Raw genomic sequence first — 20664 nt, 5'->3', positions numbered from 1 at the left:
GTCGCAGAGTGTCTGACGTATCAGCAACCACCGGATTGGTGTCCGCTATTCCCGAAGAGCAAGATTGCGGGTACGCACCCGCCAACGACGGAGGGAACACCGTGGTGACCACCCGCCTGCCCAGTGCAGGATTCTCGATCACGATCCGCATTGCCGTGACCGCCGACGCGTCCTCCATCGGCCGGCTCACCACCTGTGTCGGCGAGGCCGGTGCGATCGTGACGGCGCTCGACGTGGTGGACTCCGACTCCACCCACGTGGTCGTCGACCTCACCTGTGACACCGCCGACTCCAGCCACGCGGACCAGGTCGTCAAGCAGCTCGAGGAGCAGGACGGCGTCGACGTCCGCAAGGTCTCCGACCGCACGTTCCTCCTGCACCTGGGCGGCAAGATCGAGGTCAGCTCCAAGGTCGCCCTGCGCAACCGCGACGAGCTGTCCCGGGCGTACACGCCGGGTGTGGCGCGGGTCTGCATGGCGATCGCGGAGAATCCCGCCGACGCGCGCCGGCTCACCATCAAGCGCAACACCGTCGCCGTGGTCAGCGACGGCTCGGCCGTGCTCGGCCTGGGCAACATCGGCCCGGCCGCGGCGATGCCGGTGATGGAGGGCAAGGCCGCGCTCTTCAAGCGCTTCGGCGGGGTGGACGCCTGGCCGGTGGTGCTCGACACCCAGGACACCGACGAGATCGTGGCGATCGTCAAGGCGATCGCGCCCGCCTATGGCGGCATCAACCTGGAGGACATCGCCGCGCCGCGCTGCTTCGAGATCGAGATGCGGCTGCGCGAGCTGCTCGACATCCCGGTCTTCCACGACGACCAGCACGGCACCGCGATCTGCGTGCTGGCGGCGCTGACCAACGCGCTGCGGGTGGTGGGCAAGGACCTGGCGAACGTCCGGGTCGTGGTCTCCGGCGCGGGGGCGGCGGGCACGGCGATCATGAAGCTGCTGCTGCGCCAGGGCGTGGGCGACATCATCGCGTACGACCGCAAGGGCGCCCTGCACCGCGGCATGGCCGACCTCAGCCCGACCTGGCACTGGCTGGCCGAGCACACCAACCGCGACAACTACGCGGGCAGCCTGGCCGGCGCGATCGTCGGCGCGGACGTGTTCATCGGCGTGAGCGCGCCGAACCTGCTCACCGGCGACGACATCGCCAAGATGGCGGAGAAGTCGATCGTCTTCGCGCTGGCGAACCCCGACCCCGAGGTGGACCCGCGGGAGGCGCGCCAGCACGCGGCCGTGGTCGCCACCGGCCGCTCGGACCAGCCCAACCAGATCAACAACGTGCTGGCCTTCCCGGGTGTCTTCCGCGGCATGCTCGACGTCAGCGCCGAGGAGTTCACCGAGGAGATGGCCCTGGCAGCGGCGATGGCCATCGCGAGCGTCGTCGGCGAGGACAAGCTCAACCCGACGGTGATCGTCCCCAGCGTCTTCGACCCGCGGGTGACGCCGGCGGTCGCGGCGGCGATCCGCCAGGTGGTCAAGGGCACCCCGGCCCCGCCGAACCCGGCCGCCATGCCCGAGACGGAGCTGGACGGCGCCCCGGGCAGCACCTTCTGAGGGTGCGGCTCAGGCGGTTCCGCGGGCGGTCGCCCAGCCGGTCAGCTCGCCGGTGCGGTCCGAGATGATGCCGGCCACCCCGGCATCCACCAGGGCGGGCCAGATCGCGCTGTCGTTGGCCGTCCACGGCATGACCGCCACCCCGGCCTCGGCCAGGGCGGCGACCGTCCCGGGGGCGGCCAGCACCGCGGCCATGGACGGGTTGCAGTAGCCGACGCCGAGCTCGCGGGCGACCGCCACCTGCTCGGCGTCGAAGCCGTCGCGCAGCAGGCCGCGCCGGAGCTCCGGTGCCGCCTGCTCGACCAGCCGGAGGACTGCCGGATCGAAGCTCTGCACGACGGTGCGGTCCAGCAGGCCCGCGTCCGCCACCTGGCCGATGATGTTCTTGACCTGCTCCAGCGTGGCCGGCGGCTTGATCTCCAGCAGCAGCTCGACGCCGTGACCCCCGACGGCGTGCGGGCGCAGCACGTCGAGGACCTCGGTCAGCCGGGGAATCCGCAGCCCCGCGTACGCCGGGGAGAACCAGGAGCCCGCGTCCAGTTCGCGGATCTCGTCGAGGGTCAGCTCCCAGACCTTGCCGCAGGAGCCGGTCGTGCGGTCGACGGTGCGGTCGTGGATCACCACCGGCACGCCGTCCGCGGTGGTCCGGACGTCGAACTCGATGAAGGTGGCACCGGCCAGGACCCCGGCGACGAGCGCGGGCAGCGTGTTCTCGGGCGCGACGGCGCAGTATCCGCGGTGCGCCACGCGGTGCAGAGCGGCCATCAGGCGAGCGCCGCCGGGTCGACCTCACCGGTCGCCACCAGCACCGCCGGCCCCGCCAGCCGCCAGGACGAGCCGTCGAAGGTGACCGTCAGCCGGCCGCCGGGCAGGTCGACGGCGACGACGCCGGCCCGCAGCCCTGCGTCGCGCAGCGCGACCGCGCCGACCGCGAGCGCGCCCGAGCCGCAGGACAGCGTCTCGGCCGAGCCGCGCTCGTAGACCCGCATGTGCATGTGCATGTCGGCGCCCTCGATGGGGTCACCCACGGTGGTGAATTCGACGTTCACTCCATCGGGGAACAGCGCCGGGTCGTAGCCGGGCGCGACGTGCAGGTCCAGGGAGCCCAGCGGAAGGCCGTCGTGCACGCCGCAGACCAGGTGCGGGTTGCCACAGTCGACCGCGACGCCCGGGAAGGTGAGCTGGCCGACGGTGGCCGTGCCGGCCGCGTACACCTCGGGGGTGCGCATGTGCACCGAGATGAGGGAGCCGTCGACCTGCGCGCGCACGACGCCGGCCCGGGTCCCGACCGGCAGGTCGGCGCCGGGGGTGGCGAGGCCCCGCTCGACCAGGTAGCGGACGAAGACGCGGACACCGTTGCCGCACATCTCGGCGATCGAGCCGTCCGCGTTGCGGTAGTCCATGAACCACTCGGCCTCGCCCGCGTGGCCCGCGCCGTCCGGATGCTTGGCGCTGCGCACCACGCGCAGCACCCCGTCGGCGCCGATGCCGCGGCGCCGGTCGCAGAGCGCCGCGACCAGCGCGGGGGTCAGCTCGAGCGCCCCGTCGGGGTCCTCGAGGATGACGAAGTCGTTGCCGGTGCCATGGCCCTTGGTGAACAACACGCGGTCCATCATCGCGCAGCCGCCGCGCAGGCCGCCAACGCCTCCTGCCCCAGCGTGGCCGACGCGCCGTCGAGCCAGGTGATCCGCGGGTCGCGGCGGAACCAGGAGCGCTGCCTGCGCACGAAGCGGCGGGTGGCCCGCACGGTCTCGTCCTTGGCCTGTTCCTCGCTCAGCTCGCCGTCCAGCTGGGCCAGGGCCTGCTGATAACCCAGCGCCCGGCTCGCCGTGCGGCCCTCCCGCAGGCCGTCCAGCCCCCGCACCTCGTCGAGCAGGCCCGCGGCCCACATCAGGTCCACCCGCTCGGCGATCCGCTGGTCCAGCTCCGCGGTCTCGCGATCGACGCCGACCTGCATCGACTCGTAGTACGGGGTCGGCGCCGGCAGGGCGGCGGTGAAGGGCTCGCCGGTGAGCTCGATCACCTCCAGCGCCCGGACGATCCGCCGCCCGTTCGACGGAAGGATCTTCGCGGCGGCGCTCGCGTCGAGCGTCTTCAGGCGGTCGTGCAGCGGCGCCGGGCCCGCCGCGGCCAGCTCCAGCTCAAGCCGTTCCCGAATGGCGGGATCCGTGCCGGGAAATTCGAAGTCCTCCAGGACCGCCCGGACGTAAAGCCCCGAGCCGCCGACGAGCAGCGGCACCCGGCCCCGGGCGGCGATGTCGTCGACCGCGGCCCGGGCGAGTCGCTGGTACTCCTTGGCGCTGGCCGGCTCCGTCACGTCCCAGACGTCGAGGACGTGGTGGGGTACGCCTTCCCGCTCGTCAGCGGTGAGTTTGGCCGTACCGATGTCCATACCCCGGTAGAGCTGCATGGAGTCGGCGTTGACGACCTCGCCGCCGAGGGCCTGCGCGAGCGCGATGCTGAGGGCGGATTTCCCGGCGGCGGTGGGCCCGACGACCGCGATGACTCCGGGAGATGGGAGCAAAGGCACGGAGCCACCGTAACGGGCTGGTCACGGTCATCCGCGGGCGCTTCCCCGGAACCGGGTTGGACCTGTGACAATGCGCGAGAAAGAATGCCGATGGAATGATGGCATTCGACTGCGCTATGGCGGTGGTCGCGGGCAGCGAGGCCCGCGCCGCCGGGAGAACGAGGGTGGGCTCATGAACGACTGGACGGCCTTCGGGCGCGTGGATGCCGACGGCACCGTATATGTGAAGACGGCCGAGGGCGACCGCGTGGTCGGCTCATGGCAGGCGGGCACGCCCGAGGAGGGTCTGGCCCACTTCGCCCGGCGCTTCGCGGACCTGGTGACCGAGGTCGACCTCATCGAGGCCCGCCTCAAGTCGGGCGCGGCCGATGCCGCGCACTCGCTGAGCAGTGTGAAGCGGATCCGCGCAAGCCTCGACGAGGCACACGTGGTCGGCGACATCGACGGGCTCGCCGCCCGCCTCGACCGGCTGACCGCGGTCGCCGACGAGAAGGCCGGCGAGGCCAAGGCCGCCCGCGAGGCGGCCCGTGGCGAGGCGCTGGCGCGCAAGACCACCCTGGTCGAGGAGGCGGAGACGATCGCCGCCGAGTCGACGGGCTGGAAGAGCGCGGGCGATCGGCTCAAGGAGATCCTCGACGAGTGGAAGACCATCCGCGGCGTCGACAAGAAGACCGACGGCGAGCTGTGGAAGCGGTTCGCGGCCGCACGCGACGGCTTCACCCGTCGCCGCGGCGCGCACTTCGCCACCCTGGACGGGCAGCGCAAGCAGGCGCAGACCGCCAAGGAGGAGCTGGTCAAGGAGGCCGAGAGCCTGGCCGACTCGACGGAATGGTCGACGACCGCCAACCGGCTCAAGGACCTGATGAACGAGTGGAAGGCCGCCCCGCGGGCGGCCAAGGAAGCCGAGCAGCGCCTCTGGGAACGCTTCCGGGCGGCACAGGACGCGTTCTTCACCCGCCGCAGCGAGGTCTTCTCGGCCCGCGACGCGGAATACAAGGGCAACCTCGACCGCAAGCAGGCGATCCTGACCGAGATCGAGGCGCTCGACGTCGACGCCGACCCGCGCGGTGCGCAGAACAAGCTGCGCGACGCCCAGGCCGCGTGGCACGACGCCGGCCGGGTGCCGCGCGAGGCGTCGGTCAGCCTGGACCGCCGCTGGCGGGCCGCCGAGGAGCGCATCCGGGTGGCGATGGACTCCGCGTGGCGCAAGACCACCCCGCAGGACAACCCGTTGCTGCAGCAGATGCGGGAGCAGGTCGCCGAGGCCGAGCAGCGGCTGGCCCGGGCTCAGACGGCGGGCGACGCCCGCCGGATCAAGGAGGCCGAGCAGGCGCTTTCGTCGAAGCGGCAGTTCCTCTCCCTCGCGGAACAGGCCAATTGATCAGCTACATCCGGTAGCGGCGGCAGGTTCCGGCCTGCCGCCGCTCCCGCTTTAAGATCAAAAGCCTTTTTCCTTACGCGCACAGCGGCACCGCCACCAGCAGAGCCCGTGGCGGCGGGGTCACCCCAGCGCGGCCAGCTCCGCGGCGTTCGCGTTGCCGCCCGTGCAGACCACCGCGACCCGCTTGCCGGCGAACTCGTCGGGCCGGCTCAGCACGCCCGCCAGGGCCGCCGCGCCGGCACCCTCGGCGAGGGTGTGCGCCCGGGTCGCCATGAGCCGCTGCGCCTCGATGATCGCGTCGTCGCTCACCAGCAGGAAGTCGCTGAGGCCGTCGCGCATGAGGCGCTGCGGCAGCTCGAAGCCGCGCCCGGTGGCCAAGCCGTCGACGCGGGTGCGGTTCGGCCGATCGACCAACTCGCCGGCCGCCCAGGAGTCGTAGGCGGCCCGGGACGCGTCGGACTGGACGCCGACGACCCGGCACTTCGGGGCGAGCTCGCGGGCCACGACGGCCGCCGCGCCGGCGCCCGTGCCGCTGCCGACCGGCACCAGGATGGCGTCCAGGTCGGGCTCTGCCTCGAGGATCTCCAGGTAGAGGGTGCCGACCCCGGCCAGCAGTTCCGGGGTGTCGCCCGGGCTGACCAGCCGCGCGCCGGTGGACTCGGCCAGGTGCTCGGCGTGCCGCTGCGCCGCCTCCAGATCGGGGCCGTGCAGGATCACCTCGGCGCCCAGCGCCGACGCGGCGTTCGCCTTCGCCAGGCTGGCAGCCGCCGGCATCACGACCCGGCAGGGCGCGCCGTAGGCCGCGCTGGCGAAGGCCATCGACTGCGCGTGGTTGCCGGTCGAGTAGCTGACCGTGCCCCGGGCCCGCTCGGCCGGCGACATCGACTCGAGCAGTGCGAGCCCGCCGCGCACCTTGAACGCGCCGACCGGCTGGACGTTCTCGTGCTTGACGAAGACGGTCGCGCCCACGGCCGAGTCCAGCAGCGGGTACGACCACATCGGGGTCGGCGGCAGGTGCCGGTAGACGACGTCCCTGGCGGCGGCCACGTCAGCGAAGCTGAGATTCATCCCGTCATCATCCCCGGCACGGCGCCGGCCGGCCGGGGCCAATCCCGAGGCCCTGGACCCCGCTGCTACAGCGCGCAACCGCCGGTGGTGGCCGGCAGCGGCGCGGGCACGCCGAGCGTCGGCAGGCCCAGTGACACCCCGGCCGTGCGCGTCGCCCGGCCCGCCTCGTGCGCGTCGCCGGCCCGGGTGCGGCGGTGGCCGTGCGGCGCGCCGTCGGCGTTCAGGTGGTGCGGTGCCGCGTACGTGATCTCGGTGTGCAGGATGTCGCCGGGCCGGATGCCGGTCAGGTCGCCGGTCGCGAAGTGCACCAGCCGGCCGTCGCGGGCCCGGCCGCTCATCCGCCCGGTGCGCTCGTCCTTGCGGCCCTCGCCGGTGGCGACCAGGACCTCGACCGTGCGGCCGACCTGCTTGCGGTTCTCCGCCCAGGTGATGTCCTCGAGCACGGCGATCAGGCGCTCGTAGCGTTCCTGCACGACCTGCTTGGGCAGTTGCTCGTCCATCGTCGCGGCCGGGGTGCCCGGGCGCTTCGAATACTGGAAGGTGAAGGCGCTGGAGAAGCGGGCCTGCCGGACCACGTCGAGGGTGCGCTCGAAGTCGTCCTCGGTCTCGCCCGGAAAGCCCACGATGATGTCGGTGGTGATCGCCGCGTCCGGCATCGCGTCGCGGACCTTGTCGATGATGCCAAGGTATTTCTCCGAGCGGTAGCTGCGGCGCATCGCCTTGAGCACCCGGTCGGAGCCGGACTGCAGCGGCATGTGCAGCGAGTGGCACACGTTCGGCGTCTCGGCCATCGCGGCGATCACGTCGTCGGTGAAGTCCTTCGGGTGCGGGCTGGTGAAGCGGACCCGCTCCAGTCCCCCGACGTCGCCGCAGGCGCGCAGCAGCTTGCCGAACGCGAGCCGGTCGCCGAACTCGGCGCCGTAGGAGTTGACGTTCTGACCCAGCAGGGTGATCTCGAGGACACCCTCGGCGACAAGCGCCTCGACCTCGGCCAGCACGTCGCCCGGGCGGCGGTCCTTCTCCTTGCCGCGCAGCGACGGCACGATGCAGAACGTGCAGGTGTTGTTGCAGCCCACCGAGATCGACACCCAGCCGGCGTAGGTCGACTCGCGGCGCGTCGGCAGGGTCGACGGGAAGACCTCGAGCGACTCGAGGATCTCGACCTCGGCCTCCTGGTTGTGCCGGGCCCGCTCCAGCAGCGCCGGCAGCGAGCCGATGTTGTGTGTGCCGAAGACCACGTCGACCCAGGGCGCGCGCTTGACGATGTCGCCGCGGTCCTTCTGCGCCAGGCAGCCGCCGACCGCGATCTGCATGTCGGGGTTCCTGAGCTTGGTGGGGCGCAGGCGACCGAGATTGCCGTACAGGCGGTTGTCGGCGTTCTCCCGGACCGCGCAGGTGTTGAACACGACCACGTCCGCGGCGTCCGCGTCGGCCGCGCGGACATAGCCGGCGCCCTCCATCAGACCGGAGATCCGCTCGCTGTCGTGCACGTTCATCTGGCAGCCGTAGGTGCGCACGTCGTACGTGCGGGCGGCGCCTGCAGGAAGGGCTGAGCCCCGAATCTCGGTAGTCATGGCAGTTGACCAGGATAGTCCCTACGCCGCCGCGGGTCGCTCCGGCGTAGGTGCCGGCTTCCACCGCGAACGGTCGCAGCCCGGACCGCGGGCACAGGCCGGGTCGTCGCCGGTGCAGGGGCGCAGGTGGCTGCGCTCCGTACCGTCGTCGGTCTCGACCTCCTCGACGTGCACGGCCCGCAGCGTCCCGTTCGGCTCCGCGAGCACGTACCGGGTCGGGTTGAGGGTGTCGTCGGGCAGCAGCAGGTCGGCGCCGAGCCGGACCGCCACGGCGCTGGCGATCGTCGCCTCGGCGACGTCGCCCGGTGCCAGGAAGCATTCGATCAGGGTCGGGAAGTCGCCGCCGACGTGCCACACGTCACAGAGCACCGCGCCGTCCACGGGACCGTCCAGTGTCGCCACCGGACGCCGCAGGGCGCCCGAGACGGCGGCGTGCACGGAGGCCACATCCTGGCGCCCGGACGTGCACCAACTCCACAATCCGTCTGTCGGATCGGCGTCAGCCATACCGCTCATCGTGGACATCCCTTCGGCCTCGCACCTGCACAGTTACCGCTCCGTGACCTATCTCGGTGTGAACCGATACGAGCACGCCCATAGAGTGACCCCATCCGAGTGACCCAACGACGGGACGGTGGTCCGACAGTGCCGACAAGCGAGCCACTCATCGTTCTCGAGGGCGTCAACAAATACTTCGGCCCACTTCACGTCCTGCAGGATGTCAGCCTGTCGGTCGCCCGCGGCGAGGTGGTCGTCGTGATCGGACCGTCGGGCTCGGGCAAGTCGACGCTGTGCCGGGCGATCAACCGGCTCGAGCCGATCGACTCGGGCTCGATCACGTTCGACGGCCAGGCGCTGCCCGCCGAGGGCAAGGCGCTCGCCCGGCTGCGCAGCGAGGTCGGCATGGTCTTCCAGTCGTTCAACCTCTTCGCACACAAGACGATTCTGCAGAACGTGATGCTGGGCCCCGTCAAGGTGCGCGGCGAGAAGCCCGCGGCGGTCCGCGAGCGGGCGATGGGCCTGCTCGAGCGGGTCGGCATCGCCAGCCAGGCGGAGAAATACCCCGCCCAGCTCTCCGGCGGCCAGCAGCAGCGCGTCGCCATCGCCCGGGCCCTGGCCATGCAGCCCAAGGCGCTGCTCTTCGACGAGCCGACCAGCGCGCTCGACCCGGAGATGGTCGGCGAGGTCCTCGACGTCATGACCGCGCTCGCCCGCGAGGGCATGACGATGGTCGTCGTCACCCACGAGATGGGTTTCGCGCGCCACGCCGCCAACCGGGTGGTCTTCATGGCCGACGGCCAGCTGGTCGAGTCGGCGCCGCCCGCGGAGTTCTTCGACAACCCCAAGAGCGACCGGGCCAAGGACTTCCTCTCCAAGATCCTCACGCACTGAGCGTCCACACCGGATACCCGGTTACCGGTTTCCGACAAGTCCCTTGAAGCATTTGCGCGATACGAGAACGTTCACGTTGTTGAAGTTTCCACCAGGAGGAGCAGGACGATGCGCATCACCCGTATGACGGCAGTGGCCGGGGCGTTCGCCCTGGTAATGGCCGCGGCAGCTTGTGGCGGCGACGACAGCGGGTCGGACTCTGCGGCCAAAGGCATCGTCGGCAAGGCGAGCAGCGAGAAGAAGCTGATCTTCGGCGTCAAGGCCGACCAGCCCGGCCTCGGCCTGCAGACCGGCACGACCTACGCCGGCTTCGACATCGAGATCGCGAAGATCATCGCGAAGGGCCTCGGCGTGCCCGAGTCCGGCATCGAATACAAGACGACCGTCTCGTCCAACCGCGAGCCGTTCATCCAGCAGGGTCAGGTCGACATCGTCGTGGCGACCTACACGATCAACGACGAGCGCAAGAAGGTCGTCAACTTCGCGGGCCCCTACTACCAGGCCGGCCAGGACCTGCTCGTCCCGGTCGCCTCGACGATCACCGGCCCCGAGTCGCTGGCCGGCAAGAAGGTCTGCTCGGCCTCCGGCTCAACCCCGGCCAAGCGGATCCAGACCGACTACCCGGACGCCAAGCTCCAGCAGTTCGACTCCTACTCCAAGTGCGTGACGGCGCTGGCCGGCGGCCAGGTGGACGCGGTCACCACCGACGACATCATCCTCGCGGGCTACGCCGCGCAGGACCAGTACGCCGGCAAGTTCAAGGTGGTCGGCAAGCCGTTCAGCACGGAGCCGTACGGCATCGGCCTCAAGAAGGACGACACCGAGGGCTGCAACAAGATCAACGACATCCTGAAGACGTCCGCCACCGACGGGTCCTACAAGGCCGCGTGGGACAGCACGCTCGGCAAGAGCGGCAAGGCGGCGCCGGAACTCGACGTCACCAAGCTCACCAACTGCAGCTGATCTTCAAATGAGCGGGCGGGGCCGGCAGCGCCGGCCCCGCCCGCCGTTCCCTGCCGCGGCGCGAGGAAGCGAGGACGATGGACGTCTTCTCCGACCCCACCAACATCGACGTGTACGTGACGGGATTCCTCTGGATCCTGAAGCTGACCGTGGCCGGCACCGCGGGCGCCGTCGTCCTCGGCGTACTGCTCGCCGCGATGCGGGTGTCTCCGGTCCCCGTGCTGCGCGGCTTCGGCACCGCCTGGGTCAACACGTTCCGGAACACGCCGCTGACGCTGATCATCTTCTTCTGCTACTTCGGCCTGTTCTCGACGCTCGGCCTCACGCTGTCGGACGACATCGACCGCAACAACTACTGGCTCGGCGTGATCGGCCTGTCGGTCTATACCGCCGCGTTCGTCTGTGAGGCGATCCGCTCGGGCATCAACACCGTCCCGGCCGGGCAGGCCGAGGCGGCCCGGGCGATCGGCATGTCCTTCTTCCAGACCCTGACCATCGTCGTCCTGCCGCAGGCGGGCCGGGCGGTGATCGCGCCGCTGGGCAGCATCTTCATCGCCCTGGCGAAGAACTCGACAATCGTCGGCACGATCGGCCTGGCGGAGTCCTCGAACGCGATGAAGGAGCTGATCAACGCGAACGGCGACCAGGTCATCCCGATCTTCCTCGTCTTCGCGGGCACGTTCGCGGCCGTCCTGATCCCCACCGGCTACGCCTTCGGCTGGCTGGCCAACCGGATGGCGGTGAAGCGATGAGCACCGACGCCGTCCTCTACGACCACCCCGGCCCCCGGGCCAAGGTCCGCAACGCGATCCTGACCGTGGTCTTCGGCATCGCCATGCTGGCGCTGCTCTACTGGATCTACCTCAAGTTCGACGAGAAGGGCCAGTGGGCGGCGGCGCTGTGGAAGCCGTTCACCGAGGCCTCGACCTGGCGGGACTACCTGCTGCCGGGCCTGTGGGGAACGGTGAGCGCGGCGGCCGTCGCGATGGTGCTCTCGCTGGTCTTCGGCCTCGTCTTCTCGGTCGGACGGCTCTCCGACCACCGATGGCTCAGCGTGCCGTCGGGCGTGGTCGTGGAGTTCTTCCGGGCCGTGCCGCTGCTGCTGCTGATCTTCTTCATCTTCTACGGCATCCCGTTCCTCACCGAGTCGCCGATGCCGCCGTTCTGGGCCGTGGTCGCCGGCCTCACCCTCTACAACGGCTCGGTGCTGGCGGAGGCATTCCGCGCCGGCATCAGGTCCGTGCCGCGCGGGCAGAGCGAGGCCGGCTTCGCGATCGGCATGCGCAAGAGCCTGGTGATGCGCGAGATCCTGGTGCCGCAGGCGGCCCGCGCGATGCTCCCGGTGATCGTCAGTCAGCTGGTGGTCCTGGTGAAGGACACGGCGCTGGGCTACATCATCGCCTACCCGGAGCTGCTGCAGAGCGTCAACATCCTGGCGGCGAACTTCGGCAACATCGTCGCGGCGGCGATCGTGGCGGCGATCATCTACATCGCCGTGAACGCCACCCTGACGGCGGTCGCCGGCTGGCTCGAGCGCCGCACCCGGCGCCAGGGCAAGGCCCCGAAGGCCAAGGCCGGCCCGGCCCCGGTCGGCACCGTCGCGACCGGCGACGCCCTCGGCGCCTAGACGCGTCCGACGCCGCCTCTTCGCCGGTGGCGAGGAGGCGGCGGCGCGTCAGCGCGCCAGTTCGGTGACCCGCGACTCCCGGACCACCGTCACCCGGATCTGCCCCGGGTAGGTCAGCTCCTCCTCGATCTGCTTCGCGACGTCGCGGGCCAGCACCGCCGCGCCGATGTCGTCGACGTCCTCCGGCCGGACCATCACCCGGATCTCGCGGCCCGCCTGCATGGCGAAGACCTTGTCGACGCCGATCTTGCCGGCGGCGATCTCCTCGATCCGCTCGAGGCGCTTGACGTAGGCCTCGAGGCTCTCGCGGCGGGCACCCGGCCGGCCGCCGGAGCAGGCGTCCGCGGCCTGGGTCAGCACCGCCTCGACCGTCTGCGGCTGCACCTCGTTGTGGTGCGCCTCGATCGCGTGCACGACGTCCTCGGACTCGCCGTACTTGCGGGCCAGGTCCGCGCCGATCAGGGCGTGGCTGCCCTCGACCTCGTGGGTCAGCGCCTTGCCGATGTCGTGCAGGAAGGCCGACCGTTTGATCGTCGGAACGTCGAGGCGCAGCTCGGCGGCCATGATGCCGGCGATGTGCGCCGTCTCGACCAGGTGCTTGAGCACGTTCTGGCCGTAGCTGGTGCGGTAGCGCAGCCGGCCGAGCAGCGTCGCCAGCTCGGGGTGGATGTCGGTGATGCCGACGTCGACGAGCGCCTCCTCGGCCGCCCGCTCGCAGAGCCGCTCGACCTCGTTCTTGGCGCTGTCGAACACCTCCTCGATGCGGTGCGGATGGATCCGGCCGTCCAGGACCAGCTTCTCCAGCGTCAGCCTGCCGACCTCCCGGCGTACCGGATCGAAGCAGGAGAGCAGGACCGCCTCCGGGGTGTCATCGATGATCAGATTGACGCCGGTCGTCGACTCGAACGCCCGGATATTGCGGCCCTCGCGGCCGATGATCCGGCCCTTCATCTCGTCGCTCGGCAGGTGCAGGACGCTGACCACGCTCTCCGCGGTCTGCTCGCTGGCGATGCGCTGAATCGCGTCGACGACGATGTGCCGGGCCCGGGTGTCGGCGGTGTGCTTCGCCTCGCTCTCGATGTCGCGCACCAGGATCGCCGCCTCGCGCTTCGCCTGGTTCTCGATGTTCTCGATCAGCTCCACCCGCGCCGCGTCCGCGGTCAGCCCGGCGATCCGCTCAAGCTCGCGGCGGCGACCCTCCTCGGCGCCCGCGAGCTCGGCCTCCCGCACGGTCAGCGCCGCCTCGCGGGCGGACAGGTCGGTGTCCATCGCGACGAGCCGGCGCTCGCGCTCGACGAGGCGCTCGACCTCGTCGGCGTGCAGCCGCTCCCGCTCGTCGATCCGGGCGGCGCGGCGCTCGACCTCCGCGGCCTGCTCCCGGGCCGTCGCGTTCAGCAGGGCGACCTCGCGCTCGCCGCTGCGCCGGGCGGCGCTGCGCACCTGCTCCGCGTCCGCCTCGGCCTGGCGGTGGGCGTGTTCGAGGATCGTGTCCGCCTCGCCGTGCGCGTCCTCGAGAACCCGGCGGCCCTCGGCCCGGGCCGCGGTCGCCTCGGCCTTGGCGGCGGCGGCCTCCGCCCGTACGGAAGCTGCCTTGGCGTTCGCATCGTCGACCTTGGCCATGGCGTCGTCCACGGTCTGCTCACGACGGTCCCGGTCGGCGGTCCTGCTCTCCTGCAGTTGGCGCAGCGCGCGAGCGCCGAGAACCAGGCCGACCACCACGAGGGCTGCGAGAACGACGAGCGCTATCACGAGCACCCAATCCAGGGCGTTCATCTCGCCGCGTCTCCCCTCGCCGCGGCGCATGGCTGCGCCGGCTCTGTAGGGATGCCCGACCAAAGGCGGCTAACCGCGGGCGTGACCAGCCTACGGCGCCGGGTATGGCGTCGAGGACCGACCGCCGGACATGTCTGGCCACCGCCCGCGCGGTCAGCGGGCGGTGGAGGCATCGATAGCGCCCTGCGCCGGAAGTGATGCCGTAATGTAACGCGATCTATATTGTGCGCTTAGCCTGCGATGGTCGAGCAAACCTTGTGTAACGCGAGGCTAGGTCGCGAGTGCCGGTTCGGTCAAGGACTCATGATTCGGCAGAGGACGGGACGCTTGGCACAGACACACTCACGCCCTGCTCAGGTACGTTGGGGGGCAATTCAGGCGTAGCGGGCCCAGATATCGCGCATCGGCTCCCACTTCGACCCGCTGCCTTCCTTCCAGAACGCGAGCAGGTACGCGGCCACCGGAGTGGAACTGTCATCCCACCAGATGCCACTGACGGTCTGGCCGGCCACCTGATACGCGAACTCCACGTAGTTCCCGTCCGTCCGGCCCGAAGGAGCGGCCCGCTCGACGGCGGGCCCCACCCCCGGAGTCAATTGACGGGCATCGACGTTCTGGCCGAGCGTCTCGACCCGCGCCCGGTCCCGATCGGCGATGGAGTCGTACTCCACGAAGATGACGCTCATCGCGTCCATCTCGCAGCGGACCCGGACCTTCTCCCCCGCCTTGGCCCTCGGGCCGTCCTTTTCGCCGCTGCGGACGCAGCCGGAGAGGTGAGCGAGCCAGCCCTGGGAGAGCGGGGCCAGGGATTTGGGCAGCTTCGGCTGGTTGATGGCAATCTGGTTCTGCTCATATGGACCCAGTACCGGGGCTGCGGGCGGCGCCGTGGTGCCACCCTTTCCCGGGTCGGGGCTGCCCGCGGTCGATCGGCCGAGGAACCAACCGCCGGTGCCGAAGAGGAGCAGGCCGGCCAGGAGACCGGCGAGCGCTGGGATGACGAAGCGGCCTCGGGGCTGCTTCGGGGTGGGCTCGATGCGCGGGCCGGCGCCGAACGCCGGAGTCACCGAGAAGCCGTAGGGGTCAGCGGCGCCACCGGAGACCGAATCGGCGGCGGACCAGGTCGGCGGGCCCGAGTCGCTGTACGCCTCCCCGTAGGCCGGACCTCCGCCCGAGGTCGGCGCTGCACCGTAGGCCGGATTTCCGCCCGAAGTCGGCCCTGCACCGTAGGCCGGATTTCCGCCCGAAGACGGCGCTGCACCGAAAGCCGGACCACCACCCGAGGTCGGCGCTGCGCCGTATGCCGGACCACCACCCGAGGTCGGGTTGGCTCCGCTTGGCTGCCGGGGGCCTCCGTGGAATGGGCCGTAGCTGTATTGCTGATCGCTTCCGGCGTTGTCGCCGCCGATGTTCGGTGGGGTGGGGTTCTCGGCAGCGGCATACCGCGGGTCGTAGTGAGGGGTCGTTGTCGCGGGGTCGGCGATCGGCGCAGGCTCGCCAGTCGGACTGCCGGTCGCCGCGAACTCGCCCGCCGGAACCGCACCGGGAAACGCCGAGCCCGGCTGGCCTGCCGCCGCCGGACCGAACGACGGCGCCACCCCGAATGGCGACGCGGTCCCGGGTAGCGGGGCGGCCTCGGACGGCGGCGTCGCCCCGAGGGTCGACGCGGCCCCGGATGACGGCACGGCCCGGGACGACGACGCGGCCTCGGACGTCGGGCCACTAAACGGCACGGATTGACCCGAGGGCCCGGCGACCGGCGGATCGCCGGCCATCGAGCCGCTAACCATCGGGCCACCCGGCGGGTGAGCGACCGACGGCTGAGCGACCGACGGCTGAGCGACCGACGGCTGAGCGACCGACGGCTGAGCGATCGGCGGGCCACCAACAGGCAGGTGGGCGGGCGGCGAGGCCGGGTCGACCGGGCCGGGCACAACTGCGTCTATCTGAACTTTTAGGTCGGCGGTCACATCTGCCGGATCACCGGGCACCGGCGCAGGAGCGCCGCCCTGATGCCCTTCCGGCGAATACGCAGGCGGAAAGGTCGGGACGGAGCCGTGCGTCGACCCGGCCGGGACCTGATTGTCCGCCGACACACGACGCTGACCAGGAATTTCGACGCCGGATCGCGACGGCGGAACAGCGTCCTCGGGCGATTCGGCGGCCGTGATGTTCGGGACGACCTCGGCCGCCGCGTCGGGGCCCTCGTGGGGAGAGCCGCCACCGCGCCGATCTGGGTGGAGGTCGTCTGTCACGACGCAGCAGGTTACCAGCCCGTCGCCATGGGCAACGCCTCCACAAAGATCCATCGGTGCCGATGGGCTGCGGTCTTGCGAGGCTGCGACCTTTGCCACTCAGGTGCCGCCCGGCTCCTCATCGGCCCCCGACTCCTCGTCACCCCAGGACCCAGATCTCGCAAATCTCGGATATCCCACGAATCACCCCGAGCCCACGCCGGTCGGACCGTTCCGGCTCACTTAGGCCCAGCGTCGCGTGTCTACTGACCGGCATGCTGCCGCAGGTCAATTGCTCGACGAGTAGCCACGACCCGCCAGATGCCGCCGTCCCCGAGCGCGGGCCGATGAATGCGGTCTGGCGCCGGTTTGCAGCCGCGGGGTGCCGCCTTGTTTTGTGGGCAGCTGCCAGGCCGGCGTCGGGCCCGTGTGGATGATCCGGCTGGTCGTGTTGGTGCGGGGCCGCCCTCTACCGGATCCTGAGCAGCCTCATCGGGCTCGCGATCACGGTCCTCACCCGCAGCGGCGTCGTTCCGCTGGTGGTGCCGGTCGTGAACAGTTCCGTGGTGTCGTTCTCCCTGCTGGCGGTGACCTGTGGATTCGCGATGCCGGGTGCAAAGTTCAGTTACTGAGGTGCTGCCGCCGGTGGGCAGGATTCGTTGGTCGGCGGCCGCGATGGCGGCGAATGGGTTACCGGCCGTGACGCCCGCTTAGGGCCGCCCGCGGTGAGCGGCGGGCGCTGTTCGAGACGCCGGGACTCACTGCGGAGGCCGCGTAGTCCCTCGGCGTGGCGACGACTTGGGTCGCTCGCGGTGAGCGGCAGGCGCTCTTCGAGACGCCGGGACTCCAGCCGGTCTCTGCGCCGGACGTGTCGATCCAGACGCGGGTGGCGAACTGCTCGACGACCTGCAGGACGGGCTCGGCCTGACCTACGTGTTCATCGCGCACGACCTGTCCGCGGTGCGGCACATCTCCGACCGGTCGCGGTCATGTAGCTGCGGAGGCCGCGTGGTCGCTCGGCATGCGATGGATCAGGCTCCATTCGCGACGACGGGCGCGCTCGCGGCGGAATTCGTCACGAGCAGGGTAATAGTTGCGAGATACGGTTCCATCGCGCACTTCGGAAAGTTCTTCCTGGATGAATAGCGGCAGCTGTCGCATGGGTCGCCCCCAGGGCCGGTGTGGCCAGTTTCGATCCTATAAATTCGAGATATTCACGCGGACATTCCGCCGTTATGGAACACGACCTCAGGGGTAAAAACTCGAGGTTCCATCGAGGCACACAAGACCGGCCTCGCACCTCCCAAATCTCTATCGAGCCGGGGTTTGCGGGAGGTCCAAGTCGATGGCGAAAACCCCGGCCGGAGGAATCAATGGACGAGGCACCGCAGGTTCGTCGACGCTCATGCACTCCCTTGGATCTTGGCTCGACTCAACCTGAACCGGTGAGCAAATACAACCTGGCCCTCGCGCCAGGGCGCCCGGCCTGTCGACACCGCCGGGCGCTGCCGTTAGGGCCACCTCTGAAGATTGCGAGGGTGGCTAGCGGTCGGCCTGGCCAGCACATCACCACTACCGGTCCCATCGGGCAGCACCACCCGACACCGGCTCAAGCGTGGCTGCTATCGACGCCTCAAAGGCACCCTAATGAGCTCCCCTGCGCCCCGAACGGTCCAGCAATGTAACCGCCGATAAAGCAATCACGATGCCCGCCATTGACAATATAGAGGCCGGACACGAGGCGCATCGCACCTCCCCATCGTCCGCACGCCGACAAACATACATCGGGTGGAGTTGCCTTCGATGGAGCCGATCACACGCCGAGACGCCGACCCGGCTTAAATGCCCCTGACCGAACCGAGCAAGCTTCGCGAAGCCGGTGCGGATCAGCTGGACAGTCAGTCCGATCCGCGGGAGGCGCTTACCGCCAGGGATCGCGATGTAGGCCGCTGATCCGCCAGACCGGATACGGTTCGGCAGGGCTTGAATGTTGGTCGCGATAGGACGCGCGAATGGGCGGTCGCTCGATTGCGTTCCGCGCCCGCGCAGAACAGCACGGGCTGTTGCGCTTGCGTTGCACGGTCCGGTGATCGGCCGTCTCCGCGGACTCGTGCCGCGCTGGTCGAACCCGTCAGCGAGAACGTTGTCGTCGACATCGGGGAGGCGGAGGAGCACATCGCGGCGGTTCCCTGCCGGTAAAGGGACTCCTTGACTCGCGGCTCGACCGCATCCGCCCGGTGGTCGACTTGCCGGCGGTCAGGAAAGCAGGTCGGTGGCTTCGTCTGCCAGGGCGTCGGCGTCGATCTGGTCGGCGAACTCGGCCGCTTCGGCGTCACGGGCGGCCAGGGCGTCCTTTACGGCCCGGATCGCCACTCCTGCCGGGTAGCCCTTGCGGGCCAGCATCCCCACCAGGCGCCGGAACACCTGGTCGGGGGTGCCTCGCGTCGACCGCAGCTTGCGATCGACCAGGGCGCGCGCCGTGCTGGCCTCCGCGTCGTCGTCGAGGCTGTCCAGGGCCTCGGTGGCGACCTCGGCGTCCACCCCGTGCCGGCGTAGCTCGTCGGCCAGTGCCCGGCGGGCCAGGCCCCGGCCCTGATGGCGGGTCGACACCCACATCCGGGCGAACGCGGCGTCGTCGATGATGCCGACCTCGTCGTAGCGGTCGAGCACCTCGGCGATCACCTCGGCGGAGATCTCCTTGCGGGCCAGGGCCTTGGCGAGCTCCGCCCGGGTGCGTGGGCGCACGGCCAACTGGCGCAGGCAGATCTCTCGCGCCGTCTCGGACTCGCTGCGCGGCGGCTCGGGCGGCCGTTCCGCGGCCCGGCCACGACGACCACGGCCCGATGTCTCTCCGCGCCGTGCCTCCCCGCGCCGTGCCTCCCCCCGCCGCGCCTCCCCGCGCTGCCCGTCACCGCCGAGCGGATAGCGACCGAGCGGGTAACCGCCGGGCCGGCCCGCATCGAGCGGATAGCCGCCGGGCTCGCCGGGGCTTCGATCGAGGCCACCCGGGTCGGCGAACAGAGCGGCGTCGCCCGAACCGGACCGGCTCGCACCGCCGTCGAAAGCATCACCGCCGTCGAAGGCGGCGTCGCCGCCCGAACCCGAACGGCTGCCGCTGCTCCCGAAGGCGCGGGCACCACGGCCCGTGTCGCGGGTGTCGTAGGGCGATCCGCCCGGCGAGCCCCGGCGGCGACGGCCCGTCACGTTGCCGCGTTCCGGGTCGTCGGGCCGGAGCTCGCCACCAGGGGGGTCGTCTCCTGCTGGTTTGGCCGGGATGGCATCCCAGCCCCGACCCGACCGCGCGCCACGTCGTCCTGCCACCCCGGCTCAGCCCTTCGCCGAAACGCGGGCAGCCCGCGCGGGCCGTGAAGCGAAAGCCCGGGAAGCGGAGACCCTCGACGGTGCCGGACCGTGGATTCGTGGCGACGGATCACCCGGCCCGTGCGGGCCGGGTGCGTCGGATCGCCTCGTCGTCGCAGGTCGCATCGATCAGAAGTCAACCGGAGGCAGTTCCGGACCGCCGGCGGCGTCGCCGGTGGTCTGGCCCACGCCGAGCTTCTCCAGGATCTTCTTCTCGATCTCGGCGGCGACGTCCGGGTTCTCCTTGAGGAACTCGCGCGCCTTCTCCTTGCCCTGGCCCAGCTGGTCGCCGTCGTAGGTATACCAGGCGCCGGACTTGCGGACGATGCTCTGCTCGACGCCGACGTCGATCAGCGAGCCCTCGCGGGAGATGCCCTTGCCATACATGATGTCGAACTCGGCCTGCTTGAACGGCGCCGCGACCTTGTTCTTGACGACCTTGACGCGGGTGCGGTTACCCACGACGTCGGTGCCGTCCTTCAGGCTTTCGATGCGACGCACGTCCAGACGCACCGACGAGTAGAACTTCAGCGCGCGACCGCCCGTCGTGGTCTCGGGCGAGCCGAACATGACGCCGATCTTCTCGCGGAGCTGGTTGATGAAGATCGCGGTCGTGCCGGAGTTGTTCAGGATGCCGGTGATCTTCCGCAGGGCCTGGCTCATCAGGCGAGCCTGCAGGCCCACGTGGCTGTCGCCCATCTCGCCCTCGATCTCGGCGCGCGGCACGAGGGCCGCCACCGAGTCGATGACGATGATGTCGAGCGCGCCGGAGCGGATCAGCATGTCGGCGATCTCGAGCGCCTGCTCGCCGGTGTCGGGCTGGGACACCAGCAGGGCGTCGGTGTCGACGCCGAGGGCCTGGGCATAGTCGGGGTCGAGCGCGTGCTCCGCGTCGATGAAGGCCGCGATGCCGCCGTTGCGCTGGGCATTGGCCACCGCGTGCAGGGCGACCGTCGTCTTACCGCTGGATTCCGGGCCGTAGATCTCGATGACCCGGCCGCGCGGCAGGCCGCCGACGCCGAGCGCGATGTCGAGGGCGATGGAGCCGGTGGGGATGATGGCCATCTGTGTGACAGGCCGCTCCCCCAGGCGCATCACCGAGCCCTTGCCGAACTGCTTGTCGATCTGCGCGAGAGCAAGGTCTAGCGCCTTGTCCCGATCAGGTCCTGCCACCATGTCCGCCACCCCTGTACTCGACTTCCC

General features: G+C 70.6%; 17 protein-coding genes and 1 pseudogene. 7 read left to right on the top strand and 11 right to left on the bottom strand.

Features of this window, described 5'->3' with window-relative positions; translation table 11 throughout:
* Nucleotides 1–101: 101 nt before the first annotated feature.
* Nucleotides 102–1562, top strand: a complete 1461-nt coding sequence (locus AB0F10_RS03155; RefSeq protein WP_360620150.1) for an NAD-dependent malic enzyme — start codon at nucleotides 102–104, stop codon at nucleotides 1560–1562.
* Between the two features lie 9 nt (nucleotides 1563–1571).
* Here AB0F10_RS03155 and AB0F10_RS03150 read toward each other — a convergent pair whose 3' ends face one another.
* Genes AB0F10_RS03150 through miaA form a run of 3 tightly spaced genes read right to left on the bottom strand, consistent with a single transcriptional unit; the run spans nucleotide 1572 to nucleotide 4092 of the window.
* A complete protein-coding gene (locus AB0F10_RS03150) occupies nucleotides 1572–2327 on the bottom strand; it encodes a glycerophosphodiester phosphodiesterase family protein (RefSeq protein WP_360620149.1) in 756 nt (251 codons plus the stop codon).
* Nucleotides 2327–3166 carry a diaminopimelate epimerase gene (dapF, locus tag AB0F10_RS03145; RefSeq protein WP_360620148.1) on the bottom strand — a complete coding sequence of 280 codons (840 nt, stop codon included), beginning with the start codon at nucleotides 3164–3166 and terminating at the stop codon, nucleotides 2327–2329. Before dapF ends, AB0F10_RS03150 begins: the two co-directional genes overlap by 1 nt.
* A gap of 8 nt (nucleotides 3167–3174) precedes the next feature.
* Nucleotides 3175–4092, bottom strand: a complete 918-nt coding sequence (gene miaA / locus AB0F10_RS03140) for a tRNA (adenosine(37)-N6)-dimethylallyltransferase MiaA (RefSeq protein ID WP_360620147.1) — start codon at nucleotides 4090–4092, stop codon at nucleotides 3175–3177.
* 172 nt (nucleotides 4093–4264) lie between these two features.
* Between miaA and AB0F10_RS03135 the strand changes: the two genes are divergently transcribed.
* Nucleotides 4265–5473 carry a DUF349 domain-containing protein gene (locus AB0F10_RS03135; protein WP_360620146.1) on the top strand — a complete coding sequence of 403 codons (1209 nt, stop codon included), beginning with the start codon at nucleotides 4265–4267 and terminating at the stop codon, nucleotides 5471–5473.
* 120 nt (nucleotides 5474–5593) lie between these two features.
* Here the strand turns inward: AB0F10_RS03135 and AB0F10_RS03130 are convergent, their stop codons facing one another.
* The 3 genes from AB0F10_RS03130 to AB0F10_RS03120 form a co-directional block, all read right to left on the bottom strand.
* The gene (locus AB0F10_RS03130; RefSeq protein ID WP_360620145.1) at nucleotides 5594–6541 is read right to left on the bottom strand and encodes a pyridoxal-phosphate dependent enzyme; all 948 of its coding nucleotides are present in this window, start codon (nucleotides 6539–6541) and stop codon (nucleotides 5594–5596) included.
* 65 nt (nucleotides 6542–6606) lie between these two features.
* The gene (miaB, locus tag AB0F10_RS03125) at nucleotides 6607–8115 is read right to left on the bottom strand and encodes a tRNA (N6-isopentenyl adenosine(37)-C2)-methylthiotransferase MiaB (RefSeq protein ID WP_360620144.1); all 1509 of its coding nucleotides are present in this window, start codon (nucleotides 8113–8115) and stop codon (nucleotides 6607–6609) included.
* 21 nt (nucleotides 8116–8136) lie between these two features.
* On the bottom strand, nucleotides 8137–8622 hold the full coding sequence (locus AB0F10_RS03120; RefSeq protein WP_360620143.1) for a hypothetical protein: 486 nt from the start codon (nucleotides 8620–8622) through the stop codon (nucleotides 8137–8139).
* Nucleotides 8623–8760: 138 nt separating this feature from the next.
* Between AB0F10_RS03120 and AB0F10_RS03115 the strand changes: the two genes are divergently transcribed.
* The 4 genes from AB0F10_RS03115 to AB0F10_RS03100 all read left to right on the top strand — a co-directional run bounded on the left by AB0F10_RS03115 (nucleotide 8761) and on the right by AB0F10_RS03100 (nucleotide 12097).
* Entirely contained in the window at nucleotides 8761–9507 is a 747-nt protein-coding gene (locus AB0F10_RS03115) for an amino acid ABC transporter ATP-binding protein (protein ID WP_360620142.1), read from the top strand.
* 108 nt (nucleotides 9508–9615) lie between these two features.
* The gene (locus AB0F10_RS03110) at nucleotides 9616–10470 is read left to right on the top strand and encodes a glutamate ABC transporter substrate-binding protein (RefSeq protein ID WP_360620141.1); all 855 of its coding nucleotides are present in this window, start codon (nucleotides 9616–9618) and stop codon (nucleotides 10468–10470) included.
* A 77-nt stretch (nucleotides 10471–10547) separates the two neighbouring features.
* A complete protein-coding gene (locus tag AB0F10_RS03105; RefSeq protein ID WP_360620140.1) occupies nucleotides 10548–11222 on the top strand; it encodes an amino acid ABC transporter permease in 675 nt (224 codons plus the stop codon).
* Nucleotides 11219–12097, top strand: a complete 879-nt coding sequence (locus AB0F10_RS03100) for an amino acid ABC transporter permease (RefSeq protein ID WP_360620139.1) — start codon at nucleotides 11219–11221, stop codon at nucleotides 12095–12097. Before AB0F10_RS03105 ends, AB0F10_RS03100 begins: the two co-directional genes overlap by 4 nt.
* 48 nt (nucleotides 12098–12145) lie before the next feature.
* Here AB0F10_RS03100 and rny read toward each other — a convergent pair whose 3' ends face one another.
* Nucleotides 12146–13870: a ribonuclease Y gene (gene rny / locus AB0F10_RS03095; protein ID WP_360620138.1), complete on the bottom strand. Its 1725-nt coding sequence runs from the start codon at nucleotides 13868–13870 to the stop codon at nucleotides 12146–12148.
* A gap of 374 nt (nucleotides 13871–14244) precedes the next feature.
* Complete coding sequence (locus tag AB0F10_RS03090) at nucleotides 14245–16122, bottom strand: hypothetical protein (RefSeq protein WP_360620137.1); 1878 nt, start codon at nucleotides 16120–16122, stop codon at nucleotides 14245–14247.
* Between the two features lie 826 nt (nucleotides 16123–16948).
* Here AB0F10_RS03090 and AB0F10_RS03085 point away from each other — a divergent pair.
* A pseudogene (locus tag AB0F10_RS03085) lies at nucleotides 16949–17082 on the top strand (dipeptide/oligopeptide/nickel ABC transporter ATP-binding protein); the annotation flags it as partial.
* 6 nt (nucleotides 17083–17088) lie between these two features.
* Here AB0F10_RS03085 and AB0F10_RS03080 read toward each other — a convergent pair.
* From AB0F10_RS03080 to recA, 3 genes are all read right to left on the bottom strand, one after another.
* Nucleotides 17089–17262 carry a hypothetical protein gene (locus AB0F10_RS03080; protein WP_360620214.1) on the bottom strand — a complete coding sequence of 58 codons (174 nt, stop codon included), beginning with the start codon at nucleotides 17260–17262 and terminating at the stop codon, nucleotides 17089–17091.
* A 1095-nt stretch (nucleotides 17263–18357) separates the two neighbouring features.
* A complete protein-coding gene (locus AB0F10_RS03075) occupies nucleotides 18358–18867 on the bottom strand; it encodes a regulatory protein RecX (RefSeq protein WP_360620207.1) in 510 nt (169 codons plus the stop codon).
* Between the two features lie 723 nt (nucleotides 18868–19590).
* Nucleotides 19591–20637 carry a recombinase RecA gene (gene recA / locus AB0F10_RS03070; RefSeq protein WP_360620206.1) on the bottom strand — a complete coding sequence of 349 codons (1047 nt, stop codon included), beginning with the start codon at nucleotides 20635–20637 and terminating at the stop codon, nucleotides 19591–19593.
* Between the last annotated feature and the right edge of the window lie 27 nt (nucleotides 20638–20664).

It is taken from the genome of Actinoplanes sp. NPDC026623, assembly GCF_040638275.1.
In the GTDB taxonomy this organism is placed as follows: Bacteria; Actinomycetota; Actinomycetes; order Mycobacteriales; family Micromonosporaceae; genus Actinoplanes.
This window is presented reverse-complemented; position numbering and strand designations above follow the sequence as displayed.